Source organism: Arthrobacter ginsengisoli (genome assembly GCF_031456935.1).
Lineage (GTDB): Bacteria > Actinomycetota > Actinomycetes > Actinomycetales > Micrococcaceae > Arthrobacter > Arthrobacter ginsengisoli.
In genome coordinates this window covers 128051-152145 of record NZ_JAVDVQ010000002.1, presented here as the reverse complement: position 1 = coordinate 152145, position 24095 = coordinate 128051, and the positions used below count along the sequence as shown (strand labels likewise).

The following is a 24095-nucleotide window of genomic DNA, read 5'->3' as shown; positions in this document are numbered from 1 at the left end:
TTTTGCTAGCCCTCTTCTGTCGATGCCGGAGTACTGGAGGAAGTTATGGTGGCGCCGGACGCCTGGGCGAGGGACGCGGAAATCGAGTCGGGCCGGTTCGTGAGGACCCAGCCCTCGGAGTTCTGCTGCTTGGCCAGGGACAGTACGAGGGCACCGGGCGGCACGTCGCGGCGGATCACCGCACCGGCGCCGCTGTAGGCGCCGTCGCCGACCTGGACGGGAGCCACGAAGACGGTGTTGGAGCCGGTGCGCACGCCGGAACCGATGACCGTGCGGTGCTTCTTCTCGCCGTCGTAGTTCGCGGTGATGTTTCCGCAGCCGATGTTCGTGTCTTCGCCGATCTCGGCGTCGCCGGCGTAGCCGAGGTGGGACAGTTTGGAGCCGCGGCCGATGGTGACGTTCTTGGTCTCGTAGAAGGCGCCGATCTTGCCGGTCTCGCCGAGGACGGTGCCGGGGCGCAGGTAGGTAAACGGGCCGACGCTCGCCTTGGCACCGATCACGGCGCCGGAACCGTGCGTTCGGACGACCTTGGCGCCTTCCCCGACCAGGACATCGCTGAGGGTCGTGTCGGGGCCGACGACGGCGTCCCGCGCCACCGTGGTGGTGCCGTGCAGCTGGATGTTGGGCAGCAGCCGCACGTCCGTCTCGAGGGTCACGGTGGCGTCGATCCAGGTGGTGGCCGGGTCGACGACGGTGACACCGGCGCGCATCCAGGCCTCGACGGTGCGCCGGTTGAGTTCGGCGCCAAGGGCCGAGAGCTGGACCCTGTCATTGGCGCCTTCGACCTGCCAGCGGTCTTCCGTGACGACGGCGGCGACCCGGCCGCCGGCGGCACGGGCCAGGCCCAGGACGTCGGTGAGGTATTTCTCGCCCTGGGCGTTGTCGGTCGTGACGTGGGCCAGCGCGTCGCGGAGCACTGCGGCGTCGAACGCGTAGATGCCGGAGTTGATCTCGCGGATCTCGCGTTCGGTGTCCGTGGCGTCCTTGTGCTCCCGGATGCCGGTGACGGATCCGTCCGCAGCCCGGAGGATGCGGCCGTAGCCGGTGGCATCGTCCAGGACGGCGGTCAGGACGGTCACGGCGTTGCGCCCGGCCTCGTGGCTGGCAACGAGTTCGGCGAGCAGTTCTCCGGTGAGCAGGGGCACGTCGCCGTAGGTGACGACGACGGTTCCGCTGAGCAGCGCCCGGGGGTGGCGCGCGTCCAGCGCGTCGAGGGCCGCTTCGACGGCGCGGCCGGTTCCGGGGATGTCGTCCTGGTCGACGATCAGGGCGTCAGGGTCGACGGCGGCGATGTGGTCGGCCACGAGGTCGCGTTCGTGCCGGACGACGAGCGCCAGTTCCTGCGGCCGGATCGTGCGGGCCGCGTGCAGGGCGTGCCCGACGAGGGACCGGCCGCCGATCTCGTGGAGGATTTTCGGGGTACGGGATTTCATCCGGGTACCGGCACCCGCAGCTAGGACGATGACGGCAGCTGGGCCGGTCTTCTCGGGGCTCACGTACGGGCTCTCCTTGTTCAGTGGCTTAGCTCATGCCGCTGCCCGGTGGATCTGGGTGGCCGGCGGCTGAGGCCTGGTGGGGGCGCCCCGGTTGCCGGATCCGCGCGGCTTGGCCGGACAAGACTCCGGTCACGGCGCCAGGTTCATCCTACTGGACTCACACCGGGCCGCGCCCGCCGGGTGCCGTTTCCGGCCCCTCGACGCGCAGCGGTTCCGCCCATAGGACTCGAACCTATACTCCACGGCTCCAAAGGCCGGGGTGCTGCCATTACACCAGGGCGGACCGTGCCAGGGCGGTAAGCCTGTGGCACGAGAGTCAATTCTGCCATACTGCGCTGCCCGGGGTGGCGACCGCTGCGACGGGGCGCCGCCGCGCCCTCCCGGCGGGTGATCTGGGGCATGATGGTGCTGTGAGCAACGGCATAGGCGTACCTGGCGGGGCGGAGGGCCGCAGCCGCAGACCCGTACGGTCCGCCGACTACGTTCCCCGGATCCGGATGACGGGGCCCCAGCGCCGCAGCCAGCTGATCGGCGTCGGCCGGGGACTCTTCGCGCTCCGCGGTCTCGACGGGACCACGATCGAGGAGATAGCCGCTGCCGCAGGCGTCTCGAAACCGGTGATCTACGAGCACTTCGGGTCGAAGGAAGGCCTGTACACGCAGGTCGTCGAATTCGAGTTCCGGATCCTGCTGGGCTCCATCAACGACGCATTGTCCGAGGAAGCCAAGCCGCGTGTCATGGTTGAGAGGGCCGCCCTGGCGCTGCTGAGCTACATCGAGGACCGCGCCGAGGGGTTCCGTATCCTCATGCGCGATGCCCCGCCGGCGCAGCCCGAGGGAGCCTTCTCCACGCTGCTCTCCCACGTCACGGCCCGCGTGGAGTATATTCTGGCCGACGAGTTTGCCCGCCGCGGGTTCACCTCGGCCGACGGCGCCATGTACGCGCAGATGCTGGTGGGAATGGTGGCGATGACGGGCCAGTGGTGGCAGGACAGCCGCACACCTGACAAGCGCGAGGTAGCCGCCCACCTGGTCAACCTCGCCTGGAACGGCCTCACCGGCCTGCAAAAGGACCCGGAACTCCGCAGCGACGACTAGTGCCGGGGCTGGCCAGCCCCGCCTGCGGCAGCGGCGGGCCCGGGCCTGGGTCTCTGGCGCCCGTTACCCCGCGGGACAGGGCCTGGGGCTCTGAGCGCCCCCGCGGGACATGCCCTCCCCTTGCCAGAAGGAGTGGACATAACACCAATATGTCCACGCGTTGCCTGCCCCAAGGGACATGTCCAGAGGGAATTGTGTCAACCAGGGGACATGTCCAAAGGGAACCAGGGACATGACCTGAGGGAATTGAGTCACCCAAGGGACGGAGCCTGGGCTCTGGGCGCCACCGCGGGACATGCCCTCCCCTTGCCCCGCTGAGTGGACATAACACCAATATGTCCACCCGTGGCCTGCCCCAAGGGACATGTCCAGAGGGAATTGAGTCAACCAAGGGACATGTCCAGAGGGAATTGAGCCGAGCGGGGGGCATGTCCAGCCATGCCTTAACAGACTGGGCATGTCCCCCGGCCCGTGCGCCTATTCGCCGAGGACTTCGAGGGCTCCCAGCCATTCGAGTTCGAGGGCTTCACGTTCGACCGCGAGGTCCTTGAGTTTCTTGTTGAGTTCGGCGAGTTTACCGGCGGCGGAAGCGTCGGCGGCCGCGGCGGTCATCTGGGCGTGGATCTTGTCTTCCTGCTGCCGGAGCTTGCCCAACTGCCGGTCGATCCGGTTCTTGGCCTTGCGGGCGTCCCGCTTTTCGGCTTCCGAGGGTCCGGCCGCGGCCGGTGCGGAGCTGCCGCTGGCTGCGATGACGGGGTTGCCGCCACCGGTGAGCGTGGAACCGGCCAGCGCCGCTTCGCGCAGTTCCAGATACTGGTCCACGCCGCGCGGCAGCGCCCGGATCTTGCCGTCGCCCAGGAGCGCCATCTGGTGGTCCGTGACGCGCTCCAACAGGTAGCGGTCGTGGCTGACGACGACAAGCGTGCCCGGCCAGCCGTCCAGCACGTCCTCGACGGCGGCCAGGGTGTCGGTGTCGAGGTCATTGGTGGGCTCATCGAGCATCAGCACATTCGGCTCGCCCACGAGCAGGCGCAGCAGCTGCAGCCGCCGGCGTTCGCCACCGGAGAGGTCCCTGACCGGCGTCCACTGCTTCTCGTTCGTGAAGCCAAGCTGCTCCACCAGCTGGCCGGCGGTGAATTCCTTGCCGCCGACATTGAACGAGCGCTTCTCCCGCTCGATCACTTCGATGACGCGCAGGTCCGAAACGTCGTCGAGCTCCTTGACCTCCTGGGTGAGGACCGCGGTGACCACCGTCTTGCCGCGCTTGACCTTCCCGGAGCTGGGCTGGATCTCGCCGTTAAGCAGTTTCAGCAGGGTGGTCTTGCCGGCGCCGTTGACGCCGACCAGGCCCAGCCGCTCGCCGGGCGCAAGCCGCAGCGTGATGTTGTCGAAGAGCTTTTGCCCGGCGTCGCCGCCGAGGAAGTCCAGCGAGACATTCTCGAGGTCCAGGACGTCCTTGCCGAGCCGGGCGGTGGCCATCTTGCTCAGCGCAGTCGAGTCGCGCGGCTCGGGGACGTCGGCAATCAGGGCGTTGGCTGCCTCGATCCGGAATTTGGGCTTGGCCGTGCGGGCCGGGGCACCGCGCCGGAGCCAGGCCAGCTCCTTTTTCACGAGCTGCTGGCGCTTGCTTTCCACCACGGAGGCGGAGCGGTCGCGTTCAGCGCGGGCCAGCACGTAGGCTGCGTAGCCGCCGTCGAACGGGTCCATGATGCCGTCGTGGATTTCCCAGGTCTTGGTGCAGACTTCGTCGAGGAACCAGCGGTCGTGCGTGACGACGAGGAAGGCGCCCTGGTTGGCCCGCCAGCGGGACTTCAGGTGCCGGGACAGCCACGCGACGCCTTCGACGTCGAGGTGGTTGGTGGGCTCGTCGAGCATGATGACGTCGTGGTCCTCGATCAGCAGCTTGGCCAGCGCCACACGGCGCTTCTGCCCGCCGGAAAGCGCGTGCACATTGGCGTGCCAGTCGACGTCGGACACAAGCCCGCCCATCACCTCGCGGATCTGGGGATTGCGGGCCCATTCATAGTCGGCCTGGTCCCCCACGATCGCAGCCCCGACGGTGAGGTCGCCGTCGAGCACGTCGCTCTGGTCCAGGTAGCCGATGTTGACCTCGCTGCGCTTGGTCACGCGGCCGGAGTCCGGTGTGGAGCGCATTGCCAGCAGCCGCATCAGGGTCGACTTGCCGTCGCCGTTGCGGCCGACCATGCCGATCCGGTCGCCCTCTTCAAGGCCGAGGGTGATGCCGTCGAGGACGGTGCGGGTTGCATACGAGACCGTGAGGTTCTCGCCGCCGAGCAGGTGTGCCACTGGGAACTGCTTTCCTGGAGAAAATAATGTCGGTCAGATTGGACAGGCCGGATCGATCCAGGCCATATACGCCGTGCGGATGACGGCAATCCTATTAAAGGAGCGTATCGGAGATGATGCGCGCCCCGTGAACCGGGCCGTGCACGGCCAGGGCGTCGAGGCCGTGGTGCCGGAGGTCTTCGGCAAGTCCCTCGGCAGCCGCCGGGCTGTGCGACAGCAACGCGACGGTCGGCCCGGAGCCGGAGACGATTCCGGCGATCGCACCCAGTGATTCACCGAGTCCGAGGGTGTCCCGGAGGCTGGGCGCCAGCTCAATCGAGGCGCGCTGAAGATCGTTCACCAGCACCCGGCTCAAGGCATCGGCGTCGCCGCTGCGCAGGGCCTGGAGGATCATCGGGTCCACCGCGGCGGGTTCCTCGACCGCTCCCCTTTCGTCCGCCCGCAACCGGTCCAGCGTCCGGTAGACCTCGGGCGTGGGCAGGCCGAAGTCCGCGGTCACCAGGACCCAGTCGGTCTGGGCCTTGACGAGCGCCGGGGAGAGTTCGTCGCCCACGCCGAGCCCGACGGCGGTTCCGCCGAGCAGGGAGAACGGCACGTCGGCGCCGAGTTCCGCTGCCAGGTGGGCAAGTTCGTCGCGCGAGAGCCCGCTGTTCCACAGCGCGTCGCAGGCAAGGAGGGTGGCTGCCGCGTCGGCCGAGCCGCCGCCCATGCCGCCGGCCACGGGCACCCGCTTGGTGATCTCCAGATGGACTCCGGTGGAGTGCTCGGAGACATCGGTCATGATCGCGGCGGCCTTGTAGGCCAGGTTGCGCTCATCCAGGGGGATGTCGACGCCGTCCAGATCGAGGGTGCTTGCCGGGCTGAGGCTGACGGTGATTTCCCCGGTATCCGTGCTGGTCGCGGCCACCTCTTCGTAGAGGGACACCGCAAGGAAGACACTGGCCACGGAGTGGTAGCCGTCCGGTCGCAGGGGTCCGACATCCAGTGAGACGTTAACCTTGCCGGGAGCCTTGACCCGGACAGTCCTCGCGGAAAAGCGCCCTCTCACTGCGTTCATGGCTCCACGCTATGGCATGGCAGCGTCCGGGTCCAAGCACGGCCCGGGTCCGGCTTCACCTTTCCCGGGCCGCAGCCGGGTTCACGGGACCGGCTGCTCGTGTGCTTCCGCGATCCTGGCAAACGCCGCGATGTCGATCACTTCGCCGCGCGCGCTGGGGTCGACGCCGGCGGCGCGCAGGCAGCGTTCAGCCTCGGCGGCGCCCCCGGCCCAGCCGGCCAGGGCTGCGCGAAGCGTCTTGCGGCGCTGGGCGAAGGCCGCATCGATAACGGCAAATACCTGTTCCCGGGTGGCCGTGGTGACGGGAGCCTCCCGGCGGGTGAACGACACGAGGCCGGAATGGATCTTGGGCGCGGGCCAAAAGACGTTCATGCCAATCACCCCGGCTTTGCGCATGCTGCTGTACCAGGCCGCCTTGACCGAGGGAACGCCGTAGGTTTTGGACCCCGGCCCGGCAGCAAGCCTGTCCGCCACCTCGTCCTGAACCATGACCAGGCCGTGGCGGAGGCTCGGGAAGCGCTGCAGCAGGTGCAGGACCACCGGGACGGCAACGTTGTAGGGAAGGTTCGCCACGAGCGCGGTCGGCTGCACCGGGAGCTCGGTGACGCGCATGGCGTCGGCGAGGACGAGGTGGAAATTCCCGACGGCGTCCGGCCGCCACTGGGCGACGGTTTCGGGGAGTTTGCCGGCGAGGACCGGGTCGATCTCGACGGCGACGACCGAGCGGGCGGCGTCCAGCAACCCCAGGGTGAGGGACCCGAGCCCGGGGCCAACTTCCAGGACCGTCTCGTCCGGGTGGATGTCCGCAGCGGTGACGATCCGGCGGATGGTGTTGCCGTCGATGACGAAGTTCTGGCCCAGGGTTTTGGTGGGGCGGACCCCGCTCTCCTCTGCCAGCCTGCGGATGTCCGAGGCGCCCATCAGGGGTGCAGGGGCGTTTGCCGGCCTGTTGTTCGGGGCGGTGGTTGGCGTACTGCCTGGCGCGGCGGGGGTCGGTTCGGTCACCTAGGTATCCTATCCCGCCGGCCGGCCCGGGCACGGCGAAGGCCGGGTCCGTGAACCGGACCCGGCCTTCGCCGGGCGTCCGCAGCCGTGGTCAGCCGCTGCGGTCGCCGTGCCATGTCATGTCCCCCGCCCCCAGCAGGAACTGCGGGGCCTGTCGGGGGCCGGGTTAGCTTGAGGCTGCCCAACCGCAGCCCCAGGGCTGCAGGCCACGCTGCGCGTAAACGCGGTTGGCGATGTCGATCTGCTGGGCCTTGCTGGCGAGGCTGGCGTTCGGGGCGTAAGCGCCGCCGCCGGCTCCGAGCCAGGTCCGGATGTCGAACTGGAGTCCGCCGTAGTAGCCGTTGCCGTTGTTGACGGACCAGTTGCCGGTGGATTCGCACTGCGCGATCTTGTCCCACATGGCTTCGTTCATCATGGCCGGGGCTGCTGCGCCGGTGTTGGCGCCGGCCTGGGCTGCCGGCTTGGGCTTGGTGCCGACCGTGACCTTTTCGGTGACCGGCTGGGTGCTGACGGACTGGGACACCAAGGTGCGGGAGGCCTCGCGGCCGTCGACGAGGACCAGTTTGAAGCTCTTGTTGATGGTGCCGGCCACTCCTGCCTGGGTCACCTTCTTCTCACCCTTGACCATGGAGGCGTCCTCGGTGGTGAGGGTTTCGAAGGACACGGCCTCGGTCGCCTCTGCCGTTTTGCTGGCGTCCACACGGGAAACCTTGATCACCATGTCATTGACCACCGGTGCGTTGCCCGGCTGCGAGACGCGGTCGCTGGCACCCAGCGTGATGCCGGCGTCGGCGAGGACCTGGGCGACGTCGGAGGCGGTTGTGGTGGCCTTGTCGGCCTTGCCGTCAGCGACGATGCTCACGGTCTTCGGCGTCGAGATGGAAACGAAGGAACCGGAGACGGCGAGCTGCGCGTCCTTCGGAACGGACAGTTCCGAGGCGCTGGCCACGCCGAGTTCCGTCACGAGGCCCTCGACGGTGGGCGAGGTGGTGCTGATGGTCCGCTCCGCGCCGTCCAGGCTGACCTTGACGGCCTTGGCGAGGTTGACGTTGATGACGGAGCCGTCCTGTACATGGGAGTCGGCAGCAGGCGTGACCCGGTCGGCGGACTGGAGTTCGAGGTTGGCGCCCTTGACGACCTGGCCGACGGTACCGCCGAAGGTCTGGACCGAGCTCACTTTGCCGTCGACGTTGAGGGTGACCGTCTTGTTGTTGCCGACGAAGGCGACCAGTCCCAGCACGAGCGCCACGACCACCACGAATTGCGTGCCGACCTTGACGAAGCTGAGCTTGCCATCCGATGTAAAGAACTTGACCACGATTGCCCGTATCTTTTGGACCATCCGGGCACGGGGAAAAGTGCACGGTTCCACCCGCCGCAGACAGCCCTGGGGCAGCACCCGCAAGGGTGCATGAAGTCCACGGCAGCTGTGTGCACTGCCACACTCACAAACGAGAGCGCGCCCATGGTTCGTTCGCCACGTTGCGCGCCCTGCAGGAGTGAATTATCCGAAGGCCTTCCCCGACCCCGGCTAATAGTTGTCCACTGTAACCGGAGCGTTATAAAGCAGCCAACAAATTCTGCATACCCGGTATTTATCAGGCGGCGTTGTTTTTCGTCACATCAGTCCCAGGATCCGTATGCCTGCACCGAATTTCCGGCGATCCGGGAACACAGTTCCGAGAGTTCCCATCCAGTCAATTCGGCTATCGCCCGGACGGTATACGGCACCATGTAGCTCGCGTTCGGACGTCCCCGGTGCGGATGTGGCGTGAGGAACGGCGCGTCCGTCTCAACCAGGATCCGTTCGGGTTCAGCGATGGCCAGTGCAGCCCGGAGATTGGCCGCGTTTTTGAAGGTCAGCGTCCCGGCGAACGACATGTACCAGCCCTCGCTGTTGCAGATCCGGGCCAGCTCCTCCCCGCCGGAGAAGCAGTGGAAGACCACCCGCTCGGGGGCGCCTTCCTCCCGCAGCACCTGAACGACGTCGTCGTGGGCGTCGCGGTCGTGGATTTGCAGCGTCAGCCCCAGTCGTTTGGCAATGTCGATGTGCCGCCGGAAGGAGTGGCGCTGATGGGCCAGCCCCTCACCCTGGGTGCGGAAGAAATCCAGGCCGGTTTCGCCGATCGCCCGGATCCTTGGGTGCGCCGCGAGGGCCTCGATCTCGGCCAGGGCCTCGTCCAGTTCGCCGCGGGCCGCATAGCCGGGCGCGTCATTGGGGTGGAGGGCAACGGCGCCCAGCAGCCGCGGATCCAGCTCCACCGCCTGCACGGTGAATCTGGAGGATTCGAGGTCGCATCCGACCTGAACAGCACCCTGGACCCCCACGGCTTCGGCGGCATCCAGGGCGTCACCGATGCTGACTAACAGGTCGTTGGTGGCGAAATCGAGGTGCGTGTGGTTGTCCATCACCGGCACCGGAAGCGGTTCCGGGGACGGCGGGAAGCCCTGTTTTCCGGTGCCATCGCTGCCGGGCGCGCGGAACGGAACGGGAGTCAGCGGATTGGTCATCTGTCCACCTTAACCGCGGGCCCCTGGCTTGATGAACCGGACCCGGTCCGGGATTTAACCTGCCTGCGCCATTTAGTGGCCGGCAGCGACGCGCAGATTTCCCCCGCGAACTCTCTGTCAGGGTCGGCAGTTGTGTTAGTACTCTGTTATAAACACCGGCTGCAGGCAACGGAAGGTCGGGAACCCACCAGGGCTGAGAGGCTACCGATGGACTACCACCGCATCTCCCTAGACGAAGCTCTCCCCGGAGGCCAGGGCCACAGGGAAGACTCCGCCATGGCCGGTCTCCCGGTGCCCCGGCGCCCTGCCCCGCCGCCCGCCGCCCTGACCGCGGAGGAGTTCCGTTCCGCCAGCGAGCGCATCCTGACCGCCATCAACACCGTGATCGACGGCAAAGCAGAAGCGGCCAGGCTGGCCCTCACCGTGCTCCTGGCCCAGGGCCATCTGCTCCTCGAGGACGTCCCCGGGGTCGGCAAGACCCTGCTCGCGAAGACGCTGGCCCGGACCATCGACTGTTCGGTGAGCCGCATCCAGTTCACCCCGGATTTGCTCCCCTCCGATGTCACCGGCGTGTCCATCTACAACCAGGCATCGAGGTCCTTCGAGTTCCGGCCGGGGGCGGTGTTCGCCAACATCGTCATTGGCGACGAAATCAACCGCGCCTCGGCCAAGACCCAGTCTGCCCTGCTGGAATGCATGGAGGAACACCAGGTCACCGTGGACGGCACGTCCTACAAGCTCGACGAGCCCTTTATGGTGGTGGCCACGCAGAACCCGATCGAAATGGAGGGCACCTACCCGCTCCCCGAGGCGCAGCGTGACCGCTTTATGGCCCGGATCTCCATGGGCTACCCGGACAAGGACGCCGAGATGGAAATGCTGGAAACCCACCAGGCAACGTCGCCGCTGACCCGGGTCACCGCCGTCGTCACCGCCGGCGAGGTCGCCTCGATGATCGCCACGGTCCGGCAGGTCTACGTCTCCCAGTCGATCAAGGAGTACACCGTATCCCTGGGCCGGGCAACGAGGGACAGCGGGATGTTGCGGCTCGGCGCCAGCCCGCGGTCCATGCTCCAGTTGCTGCGCGCAGCCAAGGCCACCGCGGCCCTGGAAGGCCGGGATTTTGTGCTGCCGGACGACGTCGTCAGTGTGGCCGAAGCCGTGCTCGCGCACCGGATCATCCTGGACCGCAAAGCCGCGGGCAGCGGCGAAACCGCCCAGAGCGTTATCCGTGCCATCCTGGCGAAGCTTCCGGTCAGCCCGGAAATGGCTGCGGCGCCGGCCGCCACCCTGCCGAACCGCCGCTAGGGGTGGCTCGGCCATGGCGCTGATGTCCCGGTTCCCGCGGCATATCTTCACCAGCCGCGGCTGGGGGCTGCTCGGCGCCGGAGCGGTGTTCCTGCTGGCAGCCCAGGTGCTGGGACGGCGTGACCTGCTGGCGCTGGCCATCCTGTTGTTTGTCCTGCCGCTGCTCTCGCTGGCCGGAACCCGCTTGCTCAAACCGAATTTCCAGGTCTACCGGGAGTTCAGCCCCGGCAGCGTCGAAACGTCGGCGACGACGACCGTCCGGCTGGCCGTCGCAAGGACCGGAACCGGCACCGGCCACGCGCTGATGGAGGAGCGCCTGCCCGCCCGCTTCGGGGAATCCCCGGTGTTCCGCTTCCCGGCGCGCTCGGCCGCCGGCGGAACCAGCCGCTATGAATACCATCTGCGCTCCGGAAAGCGCGGCCAGTTCGTGATCGGGCCGGTCACGGCCGAGTTCAGCGACCCCTTTGGGCTGTCCCTGCACCGCCACGCCATCGACGACGGCGACCTACTCACCGTAACGCCCGCCGCCGTCGACCTTCCCGTTACCGGGCTGGCCGGCGCCAGGGGGCACGACGGCGTCACCTCCACGCGGATCCGGGCCAACCCGAGCGACGACGACGTCATGACCCGGGAGTACCGTCACGGCGACCCGATGCGCCGCGTGCACTGGGCGGCGACGGCGCGGCACGGGGAGCTGATGGTCCGTCAGGAGGAGTCCGTCACCACTCCGGAGGCAACGATCATCCTGGACCAGCGGTTCCCGGCCTTCACCCGCGGCGGCTTCGCCGCCGGTTCGGGCCCGCGTGCCGCCCAGCACCCCGCGGGCGCCGGGTCGCGCGGGACGGAGGACCGCGGAGCCGGCCACCGCGGCGGCCCCGGTTCGGACCACGAGCCCCTGACGAGTGACACCTTCGAGTGGGCCGTGACGGCCGCCATGTCCATCGGCGCGCATCTGGCCGAGCGGAACTACTCGCTGCGGTTCCTCGACGCCGCCGGCGAACCGGCATTCCAGCATTCACCGTCCGCCCACGAACCGGACGCCGAGGAGTACGCCGGCGCGGCCGGGCTGCAGTCCGTCGCGGAAAGCCTGGCGGCGATCCAGCTGACCGGGTCCCACCACCTCCGCCGGGACCCGAGGGAGGCCGTGTCCCCCCGGACCCCGGGCCGGCACCCCGCCGGCGGGGACGCCGGCCCGCAGCCGTTCGACGACCGGCTGATGGACAAACTGGCAGCCCACCGGCTGCGCGGGCCCGTCCTGGCGATCCTCGGCAGCCTCACGCCGGCCGAGGCCCGGGCGCTGGCCCCGGCCGCCGGTTTTGCCGCCAACGCATTTGCCTTGCTCATCACGGAGCGGGCCCGGGACCTCGACGATGTGCTGGAGACCCTCCGGCTGGGCGGCTGGCGGGCGGTGGCAGTCTCCCCGTCGACGCCTCTGCCCGCAGCGTGGACGGCCTTCGACGAGGGCGGGACCGCGCCGCTGGCGGCCGCCGCCGACGTGCGGCGCGGAGCGGGGGTCCGGCGATGACGCTGACACCCCAACGCGGCTCGGGCGTTCACTCCGGCCGCCCCGGCCCGGAAGCGCGGGCCGGTTCGGCGGTCCCTGCCCCGGGTTCCGTTCCCGGCAGGCAGAAGGCCCCGGCAAAGGTCGGCGGGCAGCCGTGGCTGATGGCCCTGGCGGTCGCAGTCGCCGTCGCCGGTGCAGCACTGAGCCTCAACGGGGTACTGCGGGGCTGGGCCTGGTACTCCCCCGTCCTCTCCACGGTCCTCACAGTGGCCTTCACCATGGCAGGGCTCCGGGCCCTCCGGTGGCGCAGCATTTTCGTGACTGCTGGTGCGCTGGCGGCGCTCGTGCTGATCCTGACCTTCACCTTCTTCCGCCCGCACAGCTTGTTGGGCTTCATCCCCTCCGGGTCCACCATGACGCAGCTGGGCCGGTATTTGCGCCGGGCCAGTGAGACTGTCCTCGCCGAAAGCGCCCCGGTGGCCCCGAACGCCGGCATCGTCCTGCTGGTCTGCGCTGCCCTGGGACTGCTGGTGATCCTGGTCGATGCCCTCGCCTATCCGCTGGCCCTGCCGGCCACGAGCGGCCTCGGGATCCTCGCCATCCTCATCGTTCCCGCCATGATCAAACCGCAGAGTGTCGGCGCGCTGGGTTTCGCGGCAGCCGCCGCGGGTTACCTGCTGATCCTGGGCTGCAGCCACTGGTTCGCGCCCGACTCACGGACCGGAGCGGACACCGCCCGCAACCCGGGCCAGTTCCGCCGCGGTGCCCTGACCGGGGCCGTGGCGCTGATCCTTACCCTGTTGCTCCAGCTGGTGATCCCGGGATTCGACCAGGGAACCTTCCCGCAGGGATCACGGCTGAACCCCTTCGGCTCGGCCACCGGGCTCAACCCGATGATCAGCCTGGGCAACAACCTGCGCAGCCCCACCGGTGACGGCCGGATCACCTTTGCCACCAACGCCGCGAGCACGCCCTACCTGCGCTCGGTGACCGTGGACAGTTTCAACGGCGACACCTGGGCGCCGGATGACCGCGATGACACCCGCCGGCTGGGCACCGGCCGGATGGATTCGGGCTTCGAGTCCGCCGCCACGGAAGTCCGGGTGGTCACCGCAGTCAACACCGGGCGGTTCACCAGCCCCTACCTGCCGGTGCCCTTCGCCCCGGAGGCGGTCAACGGCCTCACCGGCCGCTGGAGCTGGGACCCTGCCACGCTGAGCATCAAGGGCGTCGACGCCAATTCCCGCGACCAGCAGTACGTGGTGCTCTCCGTGGCGCCGCAGCTCACCCCGGACTTGCTGGCACAGGCCACCGGTCCGGTGCAGGGCGTCCCCGACCAGTTCGTCCGGCCCCCGGACAACGTCCCGGAGATCGTGCGTAACACCGCCGAGGCCGTGACCGCGGGCAGCAACACCCCGTACGCACGGGCCATGGCGATCCAGCGGTACCTGCGCTCGGTCGATTTCAGCTACTCGCTGCAGTCGCCGGTTCAGGGCGGCTATGATGGCAACGGATTGTCCGTGCTGGCAGACTTCCTGACCCAGAAGAGCGGATACTGCATCCACTTCGCCTCAGCCATGGCCGTCATGGCCCGGCTGGAAGGCATCCCCAGCCGGATTGCCGTCGGCTATGCCCCGGGCCGCCCCACCGGCGCCACGGTCTCGATCGGGGGCCAGGGTGCCCTGCCGGAATATGAGGTCGATGCCCGTGACGCCCACGCCTGGCCGGAACTGTACTTCCAGGGACTGGGCTGGATCCCCTTCGAGCCAACCCCCTCGCGCGGAGTGGTGCCGTCCTACGCCACGGAGGCCGCAGCCCCCAGCGGTGCCAGCACCAATGAAAACAACGACGGCCTCATTCCAAGCAACAGCGCCACCGGGCCGCTTCCCGGCGGCACGCCGCTGCCGCTCCCGGGCGCTGCCGCCCCGGCCGACGCGGTGGCCAGGTTGCTGCCCGCGCTGTACAGCGCCGGCGTCCTGCTGCTCCTCGGGCTGCTGCTTGCGTCCCCGCACCTGGCCCGCACCGCCCTGCGCCGCCGGCGGCTGAACGGTCCCCGGGCCGACCGTGCCGCGGGCTTGCAGGCCTGGGCGGAACTGCGCGACCTCGCCACCGACTTCGGCGTGCCGCCGCAGAGCAGTGAGACTCCCCGCCATTTCTCCGACCGGCTGCGCTTGTCCCGGGTGCTCGGAGAACCGGAGGGCACGGACGCGGACGCCCACGGGGCTGTCCGTTCACTGACTGCCGAGTTCGAACGCCGGCAGTACGGCCGCCCGCCCTCCGGGCCAGACGGCGACGGAACCGCGGACCGCGCCGCCGGCAGTTCCGCCGTTGCTGTCGCGGCTGCTGTCAGCGCCGGCCCGGGGGAATCAGCCGCCGACCGGATCGCAGCGGTCCGTGCTTCGCTGCGCGCCCATGCCGGGCCGCTCCGGCGGTTCCGCGCGGCCTGGCTGCCGGCCTCCACCCTGGCCGGGTGGCGGCGCGGCGCCACGGCGCCGTTCCGGGCCGCGCGCCGCGCGGCCCGGCGCACGCGGCGCGGTCTGGCCGGCGTCTGGTCGCGGACCCGGAGCGGACTGCACCGGCTGCGCCGGTCGCACTGGCCGCGCCGGAGCTGAACCGATTCGGGGCTGAACCGCTCCGGCGCAGCCCGAGCCCGGGCGGTTCCTAGCCGGCGTACGGGTCGGCGATGCCGATGTACTGCGTGTACAGGTATTCCTCGATGCCTTCGAGGCCGCCTTCACGGCCCAGCCCGGACTGCTTGACCCCGCCAAAGGGTGCGGCGGCGTTGGAGACCACGCCGGCGTTCAGGCCCAGCATGCCGGTCTCCAGCCGTTCCCCCATCCGGAGGCCGCGGTTGAGATCCCGGGTGAAGACGTAGGCCACCAGGCCGTAGTCGGTGTTGTTCGCCAGCCTGACCGCCTCGTCCTCGGAGGAGAAGGTGATGATCGGGGCGACGGGTCCGAAGATTTCCTCGGACAGGATCCGGGTGCCCTCGGTGACACCCTTGAGGATAGTGGGCTGGTAGAAGTAGCCGGGGCCCTCGACGGCGGCGCCGCCGATCACCGCGACGGCGCCGGCGGACACCGCGTCGGACACAAGCTCGTGGACCTTGTCCCGGCTCTTGGCGTCGATCAGCGGGCCGACCTTGGAGGCTGCCTCGGTGCCGCGGGCGGTCGTCATGTCCGCCATCTTCGCGGCGAATTTCTCCGCGAACTCGTCCGCGACGGATTCGTGCACAATGAACCGGTTCGCGGCTGTGCAGGCCTCGCCCATGTTCCGCAGCTTCGCCAGCATCGCCCCGGCAACGGCGGCGTCGACGTCGGCGTCTTCAAACACGACGAACGGCGCGTTGCCGCCGAGCTCCATCGAGGTCCGCAGCACGTTTTCCGAGGCATCGGCGAGCAGCCGGCGGCCGACCTCGGTGGACCCGGTGAAGGAAAGCTTGCGGAGCCGGGAGTCCTTGATCAGCGGGCCCGTGGTGGCGCCGGCCGTGGAGGTCGGGATGACGTTCAAGACGCCGGCCGGCAACCCGGCCTCCAGCATGACGGCCGCGAACAGCTGCGAGGTCAGCGGGGTCAGGTTCGCCGACTTCAGCACCATGGTGCAGCCCGCGGCGACGGCGGGGGCGACCTTGCGGGTCGCCATGGCCAGCGGGAAGTTCCACGGCGTGATCAGCAGGCACGGGCCCACCGGCTTCTTCGTCACCAGCAGCCGGGACTTTCCGTCCGGGGACATCGAGTAGCGGCCGAAAGCCCGGACGGCCTCCTCGGAGAACCAGCGCAGGAACTCGGCGCCGTAGCTAACCTCGCCGCGGGCCTCGGCCAGCGGCTTGCCCATTTCCAGCGTCATGAGCAGCGCGAAGTCCTCGGCGCGGGCGGTGACCAGTTCGAAGGCCCGCCGCAGGATCTCGCCGCGCTCCCGCGGGGGAACCTTCGCCCAGGACTCCTGCGCTGCGGCTGCGGCGTCCAATGCCGCGGCCCCGTCAACAGGGCCGGCGTCGGCGATGCTCAGCAGGACCTTGCCCGTCGAGGGATCCTCCACGTTGAAGGTCTTGCCGGAGGCGGCCGGCTGCCACCGGCCATTGATCAGCAGACCGGTGGGTACGGAGGCCAGCAGGGCGCTTTCGCGCTCCGCGGTAACAATGGGCTGGGCGGTTACGGTCACGGTTGACTCCCTCGTCAGCGGTTCGGGTGGGATCGCGTGCAGCACTGTTCGAATGCCGTTGGAACTGCACTGGATTTACTGTCACGCTACTGCCGCAATCTCCGGACTGTCTACGCATGTCCGCACCACGTCCGGCCGTCTGCGCTGTGCAGTTGCACAACGTTTTGGGCGGACCTGCGGCTGGCCGCCTATCGGGCGGCGAGCACCGCGGAATAGAGCTCCCGTTTGCTGACTTTGGCGTCTTCCGCCACGGCCGCAACGGCTTCCTTGAGCCGGATTCCCTGCGCAATGAGCGCGTTGACGTCCGCCACGTGGTCTTCCGGCGTGCCCGGTTCGCGTTCGGGGGCGCCGCCCACGACGACGGCAATCTCGCCGCGCACCTCGTTGGACTCGGCCCACTCCAGCAGTTCGCGGAGGCTGCCGCGGATTACTTCCTCGTAGGTCTTCGTCAGCTCCCGGCAGACGGCGGCGCGCCGGTCCGCGCCGAAGCGCTCCCGGAGCGCCCGGAGCATGGGTTCGAGCCGGTGCGGGGCCTCGAAGAAGACCATGGTGCGCCGCTCGGCGTCGAGGTCGGCGAGCCGGGAGGCGCGTTCCCCGGCCTTGCGCGGCAGGAAGCCCTCAAAGCAGAACCGGTCGGTCGGCAGGCCGGACAGCGCAAGCGCGGTGAGCACGGCGGAGGGACCGGGCGCGGCAGTGACCGTCAACCCCGCGGCGACGGCCCCTTCGACCAGGCGGAAGCCGGGGTCCGAGACGGACGGCATTCCGGCGTCGGTCACCATAACGAGGGTCTTGCCGGCGCGTACCTGGTCCAGCAGCTCACCGGTTTTGGCGGCCTCGTTGTGCTCGTGGTAGCTGATGATCCGGCCGGCCACGGTGATGCCCAGGTTCTGCACGAGGCGGTGCAGCCGCCGGGTGTCCTCCGCGGCAACGATGTCCGCCGTCGTGAGCAGTTCGATCAGCCGGTACGTGGCGTCCCCGACGTTGCCGATCGGGGTCGCCGCCAGCACGATCCGGCCCGGTCCGCCGCTTTGCGGAACCGCGGCCGTGCCGGGGCGTCCGTCGGGCCCGGGACCGGGGCCCTCCGCGGCGTCGTCCGGCAGGCCGTCGCTGGGAAGATTCGGGGAATTGCTGAGTTTAGGGTCCACACAACCAGCCTACTGCCGGCGCGCGGTGCGGGCCGACGAACCGGCCGCGGACCAGGCCGGCCTGGCGGCCGGGCCCAGCCGCAAAAGGTAGCATGGGCAACGTGACGCAGACCCCCGCGCGGCCTGTCGAAACCGGTTCCACCGGATCGGCGGCCCCAGCCACCAGCACCGGACGCAGCCTGGAGGGCCACCGCTGGGTCAGCCGCCCGGCGGACGCGTTCACTCCTGATGCCCTGAAAAGCCGCCTGATCGGCAGCATCCAGAGCTGGCGGGACTATCCGCCCTCGCTCCGGCTGTGGTTCTGGCTCATCCCGGTCATCACCGCGGCCCTGGGCGGAGTCCTCCGCTTCGTCCGGCTGGACACACCCCGCAGCCTGGTCTTCGACGAGACCTACTACGTCAAGGACGCGTACTCGTTCCTGGTCAGCGGCTACGAACGGGCGTGGCCGGACAAGGCCAATGACGCCTTTGCCGCCGGCAATCCCGGTGTGCTGCTCGCCGCCCCCGAGTACGTCGTCCACCCGCCGGTCGGAAAGTGGATGATCGCCGGCGGAATGTGGCTCTTCGGTTCGGACAATCCGTTCGGCTGGAGATTCGGTGCGGCCCTGACCGGCACACTGTCCATCTTCCTGCTGGCCCTGATCGCCCAGAAGCTGTTCCGCTCGCTGACCCTCGGGGCGGTGGCCGGCCTGCTGCTGGCGGTGGACGGCCATCATCTGGTGATGTCCCGGACGTCCCTGCTGGACATCTTCCTGATGTTCTGGGTGCTGGCCGCGTTCGGTGCCCTGCTGATGGACCGCGACGACGGCCGGCGCCGGCTGGCCGTGCGGCTCGGCCGGCAGGCCGCGGCCTCCCCAGACGGGCGTCCGGGCCTGCTCCGGCTGGCCTCGGGTCCCTGGCTCGGGATCCGCTGGTGGCGGCTCGCCGCCGGTGTGTGCCTGGGACTGGCCGTCGGCACGAAATGGTCCGCGCTGTTCTTCCTGGCCGGCTTCGGGCTGCTGACGGTCTTCTGGGACCTGAGCGCGCGCCGGATCGCGGGCATCCACGGCTGGATCAGCGGCGGGATCCTCAAGGACGGGATTCCGGCGTTCCTCAGCATCGTCCCGGTGGCCGCCCTGGTGTATGCCGCGTCCTGGACCGGCTGGTTCCGCTCCACGAACGCCTACTTCCGGAACTGGGCGGAGACGGTCCCCTCGGCGGAATGGGGCTGGCTGCCGAATGCCGTCCGGTCCCTGGCGCACTACCATCTCGAGGCCTACAAGTTCCACCAGGGGCTCAGCTCGGAACACCCATACGAGGCCAGCGCCTGGAGCTGGCTGGTGCTCGGCCGGCCCACATCCTTCTTTTACGAATCCCCCAAACCGGGCAGCCCGGGGTGCGATACCGCCAGCTGCACCACGGCGATCCTCTCCGTCGGCAACCCGCTTCTCTGGTGGGGCGCCGCCGTCTGCCTGGGCGTCCTGCTGTTCTGGTGGGCCGGGCGGCGCGACTGGCGTGCGGGGGCGGTCCTGGCCGCCGTGGCCGCCGGTTACCTCCCCTGGTTCCTGTACCCGGAACGCACCATGTTCTTCTTCTACGCCGTGTCCTTCGAGCCCTACCTCGTGCTGGCCCTCGCGTACTGCCTGGGCCTCGTTCTGGGGCAGCGCTCCGATCCGCTGTGGCGGCGGCGTTCCGGGCTGTACCTTGTGGCCCTCTTTGTGGTCACGGCCGTCATCGTGTCGGCGTTCTTCTATCCGGTCTGGACCGCCGAGACCATTACCTACCAGGATTGGCGGTTCCGGATGTGGATGCCGTCCTGGATCTAGGGCAGGATTGCAGGGGACGTCCGCCACCGCCAGGCGGATCCGGAACGGAGAAACGGCTGTGAGAGAAGCAAGCACCGCACTGCTCGTCGAGCTCGACCCGGGCAGCAACGTGACGGACCTGCTCCTGGAGCAGCACGCCAAGGATCCTGTGCATGCGCTGTACTCCCGCAAGGGCCAGGCCGGCTGGGCCGACGTCCCCGCACAGCAGTTCCTGGACCAGGTCCGGGCCCTGGCCAAGGGCCTGATTGCCGGCGGCATCACCCCCGGGGAAACCGTGGCGGTCATGTCCGGCACCCGGTACGAGTGGACCGTGGTCGACTTTGCCATCTGGTTCGCCGGCGGCGTCCCCGTCCCCATCTACGAAACGTCCTCCACCAGCCAGATCGAATGGATTCTGCACGACTCCGGTGCCCGGCGCATCTTCGCCGAGAACGAGGCCACGGCGGCCCTTGTCCGGGAGGTCCTGGACGGGTCAGCCCTGCTCGGTGACGCCGTGCTGCCCGTCGTGCGGATGGACTATGGTGACGCGGCGCCCAACCTCGCCAGCCTGGCCGCAGCCGGCGGCGGGGTCGGCGACGCCGAGCTGGAACGGCACCGGTCCGCGGCCGGCCTCGCGGACGTGGCCTCGCTTGTCTATACCTCAGGCACCACCGGCCGGCCCAAGGGCTGCGAAATCACGCACGGGAACTTCGCCCTGGTCGCCAGGAACATCGTGCTGTTCCTGCCCGAGATCCTCCGGCAGCCCCGCTCCCGGACCCTGATGTTCCTCCCGCTGGCCCACGTCCTCGCCGTCCAGGTAATCTGCCTGAGCGCGGGGACCACCGTGGGCCACACCGCCAACGCCAGGGATCTGCTGGAGGACCTGGCCAGCTTCAAGCCCACCTTCCTGCTTGTTGTGCCCCGGATCTTCGAGAAGGTCTACGCCGGCGCGGCCCACAAGGCGGCCCTGGCCGGGAAGCAGCGCCTGTTCGGCGCGGCCGCCGCCGTCGCCATCGCCCACTCAAAGGCCCTCGACGACGCCGCCCGGGGCAACGGCACCGGCCCCGGTTTCGCCACCCGCACCAAACACGCCCTCTTCGACCGGCTGCTCTACCCCAGGCTGCGGCAGGCCTTCGGCGGCCGGCTGGGCTACGCGGTCTCCGGGGCCAGTCCGCTCAGCCCCCGCGAGGCGCACTTCTTCCGCGGCGCGGGCATCCCCGTCCTCGAAGGCTACGGCCTGACCGAGACCACTGCACCGTGCACGGCCAACACCCCGACCCGGACCAGGGTGGGGACGGTTGGCATCCCGGTGCCCGGAACCACCGTCCGGGTCGCCGAGGACGGCGAGATCCTGGTCAAGGGCATCGGCGTTTTCAAGGGGTACCACAACAACGCTGCGGCCAATGCCGAGGCGTTCGTGGACGGATTCTTCCGCACCGGCGACCTCGGATCCCTGGACGGGGATGGCTTCCTGACAATCACCGGCCGGAAGAAGGACCTCCTCGTCACCGCCGGAGGCAAAAACGTGGTCCCCGGGCCGCTGGAGGAAAAGCTCCGCGAGCACGAACTTGTCCTGCAGGCAGTAGTGATAGGCGACGGCCGGCCGTTCGTCTCGGCCCTGCTCAACCTGGACCCGGAGGGCCTGGAAAACTGGTGCGCCGCGCACAAGGTTCCCGCCATGAGCCCGACCGAGGCCACGGGCCACGAACAGGTCCGGGTGGCCCTGCAGGACGCCGTGGACGAGGCAAACGCCCTCGTCTCCCAGGCCGAGTCGATCCGCAGCTTCGAGGTGCTGGACGCCGACTTCACGGTGGAATCCGGGCACCTGACGCCGTCACTCAAACTCAAGCGTGCCGCCGTCGTGCGTGACTTCCAGGCGCAGATCAACCGGATCTACGGCTGATCAGCCGCTGGCGCAGCTTAGACGGTGCTGGAGTAGCCGCGCGTTGGGGCGCCGGCCGAGCCAGTTCCCGGCGACCCGGGGTCCGCTGCGCCGGACGCTGCGGACCCCGTGCCCTCTGACCCGGAGGTTCCTGACCCGGCACCGTCCGTGGCGGAGGAGCCCGCTGCGGGGCTTCCGGCCGCCGGATCCGGTTCGGATCCGGCGCCGGCAGTCGCCTCGGCGGCTTTGCCGGCCCGGGCCCGCCGGAAGCGCGACCGCTTGGCGGGGGCAGCTTCCGTGGCGTCCGTGGCTTCGTCGTCGCCGGCCGGGTCCGCAACCGCTGCGCCCCGTTTCGGCAGGCCGCGGCGCCTGCGCGTCGGCCAGGTCAGGATGAGGGTGACCAGGGAGGCAAGCAGCACCAGGCCGGCCACCACGATCCCGCCGTCGACCCAGAACTGGGACGGGAAGAGCCGGATCAGGGTGTCCTGCAGCGAGAACGTCCAGGTGCCGCTGGCGAAGAAGACGTTGTGGAACTGGGCGAAGAACTGTTCCCAGCCCAGCACGGCCAGCACGCCGAGGCTGAGAATGATGACCAGGGCGATGATGGACCCGGCAAACAGGCCGCGCCGCACTCCCCCGGGACTGCGGCGCCGCAAGTAGATGACGGCGATCAGGCTCAGCAGGATCAGCAGGATGCCCGCGCCGAAGGCGGACAGGATAACCAGTTTGACGTCGGCCATGTGGCTGACTTCGCCGTCCCCGAACAGCTTGTCCCCGCTGCGGTTGATGAGCTCGCCGAGGTACCGGGGTCCGGCCCAGTTACTGAGATAGTCCACAGCGTAGGAGCCGTAGGTCATCCGGTCGTCGGTGCTGAAACCGTAACCGTCGCCCGGAAAACCGGGCCGGTTGTACTCCACCCAGAGGAACAGGGGGCTGGCGACGGCCCGGACGGCGAGCACCAGCAGGATCACCGGGAAGCACACGGCGAGCAGGACCTGCATCACCCGCGGCGCCACCGGCTTGGCGTTCAGTGCGTGTTCACGCTCGGCGTTCCGGCGTTGCACTTCCTCCTCCGGCGGCCGGATCTGCAGCGCCGACGTCGGCAGCGGCTCGCTGAAGTGGCTGCCCGTGTCCCCGGGCGCCGGTTCGACGGCGGCTTCCGCGGCCTTGCGGTCGGCCCGCGACAAGGGCTCCGCACTGCCGCCGGCACCCGTTCCGGCCGCACGGTCGGAGGCCGCGGCGGCGGGTGTGGCCGGGCCCGGCTTCATCCAGTCGAAGGCGGGCTCCTCTGCGTCGTCGGGCGGATCCTGCTGCGGATCCTGTCGGTTCGGCGGGGTGGGACTTGAGTCAGTCACTGCGGCTTCGCTTCCGTAGGCGTCCGCGCCGCCAGCCGGGGCCTGGCAACGCTACATGTCTGCTTCCGAGCCTACCGCCAGAGCCTCGGAGTGGGCGAGGTGCCACACCCCCGGGGCGACGGGATTCAGGCGACAGAGGCGGGGCCGGCATTTTCCGTGCCGCCGGCGACCCGCTTCGCTTGCGCTCAGCGTTTGGCGTACTGCGCCCAGGGAATGTTCCAGTCCCCGAATCCCTCGAGCGGTTCCACGGCGGGGGCTCCGGTGTTGAGGGTCTGGACGACGTCCCCGGTCCTCATGTTGTTGAAGAACCAGGCGGCGTCCGCCGGGAGCAGCCCGACGCAGCCGTGCGAGACATTGACCCGTCCCACCGCGCCCCACGCCGATTCCAGCGCCTGGTGGACGTACACCCCGGAGCTCGTCAGGCGGTTGGCGTATTCCACCGTCAGCGGCGGGTAGTAGCCCTTGTCACCGGGTTTCAGCCCGATGCTGCCGGCGTTGAAATCGGAGTGGCGTTCCTGTTCCATGATGACGGCGAAGCCGGTGGGCGAGAGCCACTCTTTGTTGCCCAGGGTGACCTTCGCGGTCTTGACCAGCTGGCCGTCGAAATACACGTTCATGGTCTTGGTGATGTCGTCAACGACGGCGAGGCGCTGCGGCCCGACCTTGAAGCTGACCTTGGTGTCGGAGTTGCCGATCATCTTGTTGCCGTAGTCGACGCCGAAGAGCTTCAGGTCCACGGTGATCTCGCTGTTGGAGGCCCAGAAGGCCTCGGGGCGGATCCGGACCCGGCGGTCCGAATACCAGCGCCACGCCACGGCCTGGCCGGAGGACGCTGTGACCGTGACGGCCTTCTCCATGGCCTCCTTGTTCAGCACCGGCTCGCTGAAGACAATCTCGATGGGCTGGCCGGCGCCGACCGTGGTGCCGCTGAGCGGATACACGGCGGCGTCCGCTTCGTTGGCTTTGGCCACGGTGGAGAAGGTCTGCGCCTTTTTGGTCTCGCGTCCGGCCTCGTCCACGATGGTGAAACTGTATTTGTACTTCGTGTCGAATTCCAGCGGATCCTCGGCGGTCCAGGTCGAGCCGTCCGGGCTCGTGGTCCCCGGAACGCGGTCGCCGCCGGCGGACGGGGCCAGCACGACGTCCTTCACGACGCCGTTGACGGCCTTGACCGAGGGTGGGGCGGCCGGGTTGACGCCCTTGGCGCCGTCGGTCGGGGTCACGCCGAGTTCCACGAGTTTCACGACGGGGGCGGCGAGGCCGGACACGTTCCGCATCGGCGCGGAGGCCTCGGAGGGAATGTCCGCATGGGCCCAGCCCGGCGATGTGGCGACGCCGATCCCGCCGGCTCCGACGACTGCGCAGATGGCAAGGACTGCCAGCATTTTCCCGGTGTTGCGGGGACGCTGTCCCGGCTGCCGGCGCCGGCGCCCGCTGTCTTCAGTCATGGCCACTTCCTGTGTTTCTTATGCCGATGAGCCCA

16 protein-coding genes and 1 tRNA gene are annotated in these 24095 nt (G+C 69.2%); 6 read left to right on the top strand and 11 right to left on the bottom strand.

Annotation, left to right across the window (positions count from 1 at the left end; genetic code table 11):
- Positions 1 to 5 precede the first annotated feature (5 nt).
- The gene (gene glmU / locus J2X01_RS02840; protein ID WP_310050408.1) at positions 6 to 1496 is read right to left on the bottom strand and encodes a bifunctional UDP-N-acetylglucosamine diphosphorylase/glucosamine-1-phosphate N-acetyltransferase GlmU; all 1491 of its coding nucleotides are present in this window, start codon (positions 1494 to 1496) and stop codon (positions 6 to 8) included.
- Between the two features lie 211 nt (positions 1497 to 1707).
- Positions 1708 to 1779 (bottom strand) — tRNA-Gln (locus J2X01_RS02835).
- Between the two features lie 214 nt (positions 1780 to 1993).
- Between J2X01_RS02835 and J2X01_RS02830 the strand changes: the two genes are divergently transcribed.
- A complete protein-coding gene (locus J2X01_RS02830) occupies positions 1994 to 2593 on the top strand; it encodes a TetR/AcrR family transcriptional regulator (RefSeq protein WP_310050918.1) in 600 nt (199 codons plus the stop codon).
- 477 nt (positions 2594 to 3070) lie between these two features.
- Here J2X01_RS02830 and J2X01_RS02825 read toward each other — a convergent pair whose 3' ends face one another.
- The 5 genes from J2X01_RS02825 to J2X01_RS02805 form a co-directional block, all read right to left on the bottom strand.
- Positions 3071 to 4900 carry an ABC-F family ATP-binding cassette domain-containing protein gene (locus tag J2X01_RS02825; RefSeq protein WP_310050406.1) on the bottom strand — a complete coding sequence of 610 codons (1830 nt, stop codon included), beginning with the start codon at positions 4898 to 4900 and terminating at the stop codon, positions 3071 to 3073.
- A gap of 94 nt (positions 4901 to 4994) precedes the next feature.
- Complete coding sequence (locus tag J2X01_RS02820; RefSeq protein WP_310050405.1) at positions 4995 to 5957, bottom strand: 4-(cytidine 5'-diphospho)-2-C-methyl-D-erythritol kinase; 963 nt, start codon at positions 5955 to 5957, stop codon at positions 4995 to 4997.
- A gap of 81 nt (positions 5958 to 6038) precedes the next feature.
- Positions 6039 to 6962 (bottom strand): 16S rRNA (adenine(1518)-N(6)/adenine(1519)-N(6))-dimethyltransferase RsmA, encoded by a 924-nt coding sequence (rsmA, locus tag J2X01_RS02815; protein ID WP_374724919.1) that lies wholly within the window; start codon positions 6960 to 6962, stop codon positions 6039 to 6041.
- Between the two features lie 166 nt (positions 6963 to 7128).
- Positions 7129 to 8304, bottom strand: coding sequence for a resuscitation-promoting factor (locus J2X01_RS02810; RefSeq protein WP_310050404.1), 1176 nt, complete (start codon positions 8302 to 8304; stop codon positions 7129 to 7131).
- 281 nt (positions 8305 to 8585) lie between these two features.
- Positions 8586 to 9473 (bottom strand): TatD family hydrolase, encoded by an 888-nt coding sequence (locus tag J2X01_RS02805; RefSeq protein ID WP_310050403.1) that lies wholly within the window; start codon positions 9471 to 9473, stop codon positions 8586 to 8588.
- Between the two features lie 276 nt (positions 9474 to 9749).
- Between J2X01_RS02805 and J2X01_RS02800 the strand changes: the two genes are divergently transcribed.
- Genes J2X01_RS02800 through J2X01_RS02790 form a run of 3 tightly spaced genes read left to right on the top strand, consistent with a single transcriptional unit; the run spans position 9750 to position 14897 of the window.
- Positions 9750 to 10781: an AAA family ATPase gene (locus J2X01_RS02800; RefSeq protein WP_374724918.1), complete on the top strand. Its 1032-nt coding sequence runs from the start codon at positions 9750 to 9752 to the stop codon at positions 10779 to 10781.
- Between the two features lie 13 nt (positions 10782 to 10794).
- Entirely contained in the window at positions 10795 to 12306 is a 1512-nt protein-coding gene (locus J2X01_RS02795) for a DUF58 domain-containing protein (protein WP_310050400.1), read from the top strand.
- Positions 12303 to 14897: a transglutaminase TgpA family protein gene (locus tag J2X01_RS02790; RefSeq protein ID WP_310050398.1), complete on the top strand. Its 2595-nt coding sequence runs from the start codon at positions 12303 to 12305 to the stop codon at positions 14895 to 14897. The genes J2X01_RS02795 and J2X01_RS02790 overlap by 4 nt, the downstream gene beginning before the upstream one ends.
- Positions 14898 to 14946: 49 nt before the next feature.
- Here J2X01_RS02790 and J2X01_RS02785 read toward each other — a convergent pair whose 3' ends face one another.
- Positions 14947 to 16446 carry an NAD-dependent succinate-semialdehyde dehydrogenase gene (locus J2X01_RS02785; RefSeq protein WP_310050396.1) on the bottom strand — a complete coding sequence of 500 codons (1500 nt, stop codon included), beginning with the start codon at positions 16444 to 16446 and terminating at the stop codon, positions 14947 to 14949.
- A gap of 188 nt (positions 16447 to 16634) precedes the next feature.
- A complete protein-coding gene (gene rsmI, locus J2X01_RS02780; RefSeq protein ID WP_374724930.1) occupies positions 16635 to 17546 on the bottom strand; it encodes a 16S rRNA (cytidine(1402)-2'-O)-methyltransferase in 912 nt (303 codons plus the stop codon).
- 137 nt (positions 17547 to 17683) lie between these two features.
- On the opposite strand from rsmI, the gene J2X01_RS02775 reads away from it, so the two are divergent.
- Both J2X01_RS02775 and J2X01_RS02770 read left to right on the top strand, forming a co-directional pair.
- Positions 17684 to 19396, top strand: a complete 1713-nt coding sequence (locus tag J2X01_RS02775) for a dolichyl-phosphate-mannose--protein mannosyltransferase (protein WP_310050395.1) — start codon at positions 17684 to 17686, stop codon at positions 19394 to 19396.
- A gap of 58 nt (positions 19397 to 19454) precedes the next feature.
- Positions 19455 to 21278 carry an AMP-dependent synthetase/ligase gene (locus tag J2X01_RS02770; protein ID WP_310050393.1) on the top strand — a complete coding sequence of 608 codons (1824 nt, stop codon included), beginning with the start codon at positions 19455 to 19457 and terminating at the stop codon, positions 21276 to 21278.
- 17 nt (positions 21279 to 21295) lie between these two features.
- Here the strand turns inward: J2X01_RS02770 and J2X01_RS02765 are convergent, their stop codons facing one another.
- Both J2X01_RS02765 and J2X01_RS02760 read right to left on the bottom strand, forming a co-directional pair.
- On the bottom strand, positions 21296 to 22612 hold the full coding sequence (locus J2X01_RS02765; protein ID WP_374724917.1) for a TIGR01906 family membrane protein: 1317 nt from the start codon (positions 22610 to 22612) through the stop codon (positions 21296 to 21298).
- A 185-nt stretch (positions 22613 to 22797) separates the two neighbouring features.
- Entirely contained in the window at positions 22798 to 24060 is a 1263-nt protein-coding gene (locus tag J2X01_RS02760) for a L,D-transpeptidase (protein ID WP_310050392.1), read from the bottom strand.
- Between the last annotated feature and the right edge of the window lie 35 nt (positions 24061 to 24095).

Bases quoted from the DNA above. Each gene is read 5' to 3' on its own strand.
- J2X01_RS02795 (WP_310050400.1), top strand. From the start codon at position 10,795: ATGGCGCTGATGTCCCGGTTCCCGCGGCATATCTTCACCAGCCGCGGC.
- J2X01_RS02760 (WP_310050392.1), bottom strand. From the start codon at position 24,060: ATGACTGAAGACAGCGGGCGCCGGCGCCGGCAGCCGGGACAGCGTCCC.
- J2X01_RS02810 (WP_310050404.1), bottom strand. From the start codon at position 8,304: ATGGTCCAAAAGATACGGGCAATCGTGGTCAAGTTCTTTACATCGGAT.
- J2X01_RS02820 (WP_310050405.1), bottom strand. From the start codon at position 5,957: ATGAACGCAGTGAGAGGGCGCTTTTCCGCGAGGACTGTCCGGGTCAAG.
- J2X01_RS02805 (WP_310050403.1), bottom strand. From the start codon at position 9,473: ATGACCAATCCGCTGACTCCCGTTCCGTTCCGCGCGCCCGGCAGCGAT.
- J2X01_RS02775 (WP_310050395.1), top strand. From the start codon at position 17,684: ATGGGCAACGTGACGCAGACCCCCGCGCGGCCTGTCGAAACCGGTTCC.
- J2X01_RS02830 (WP_310050918.1), top strand. From the start codon at position 1,994: ATGACGGGGCCCCAGCGCCGCAGCCAGCTGATCGGCGTCGGCCGGGGA.
- J2X01_RS02790 (WP_310050398.1), top strand. From the start codon at position 12,303: ATGACGCTGACACCCCAACGCGGCTCGGGCGTTCACTCCGGCCGCCCC.
- J2X01_RS02800 (WP_374724918.1), top strand. From the start codon at position 9,750: ATGGCCGGTCTCCCGGTGCCCCGGCGCCCTGCCCCGCCGCCCGCCGCC.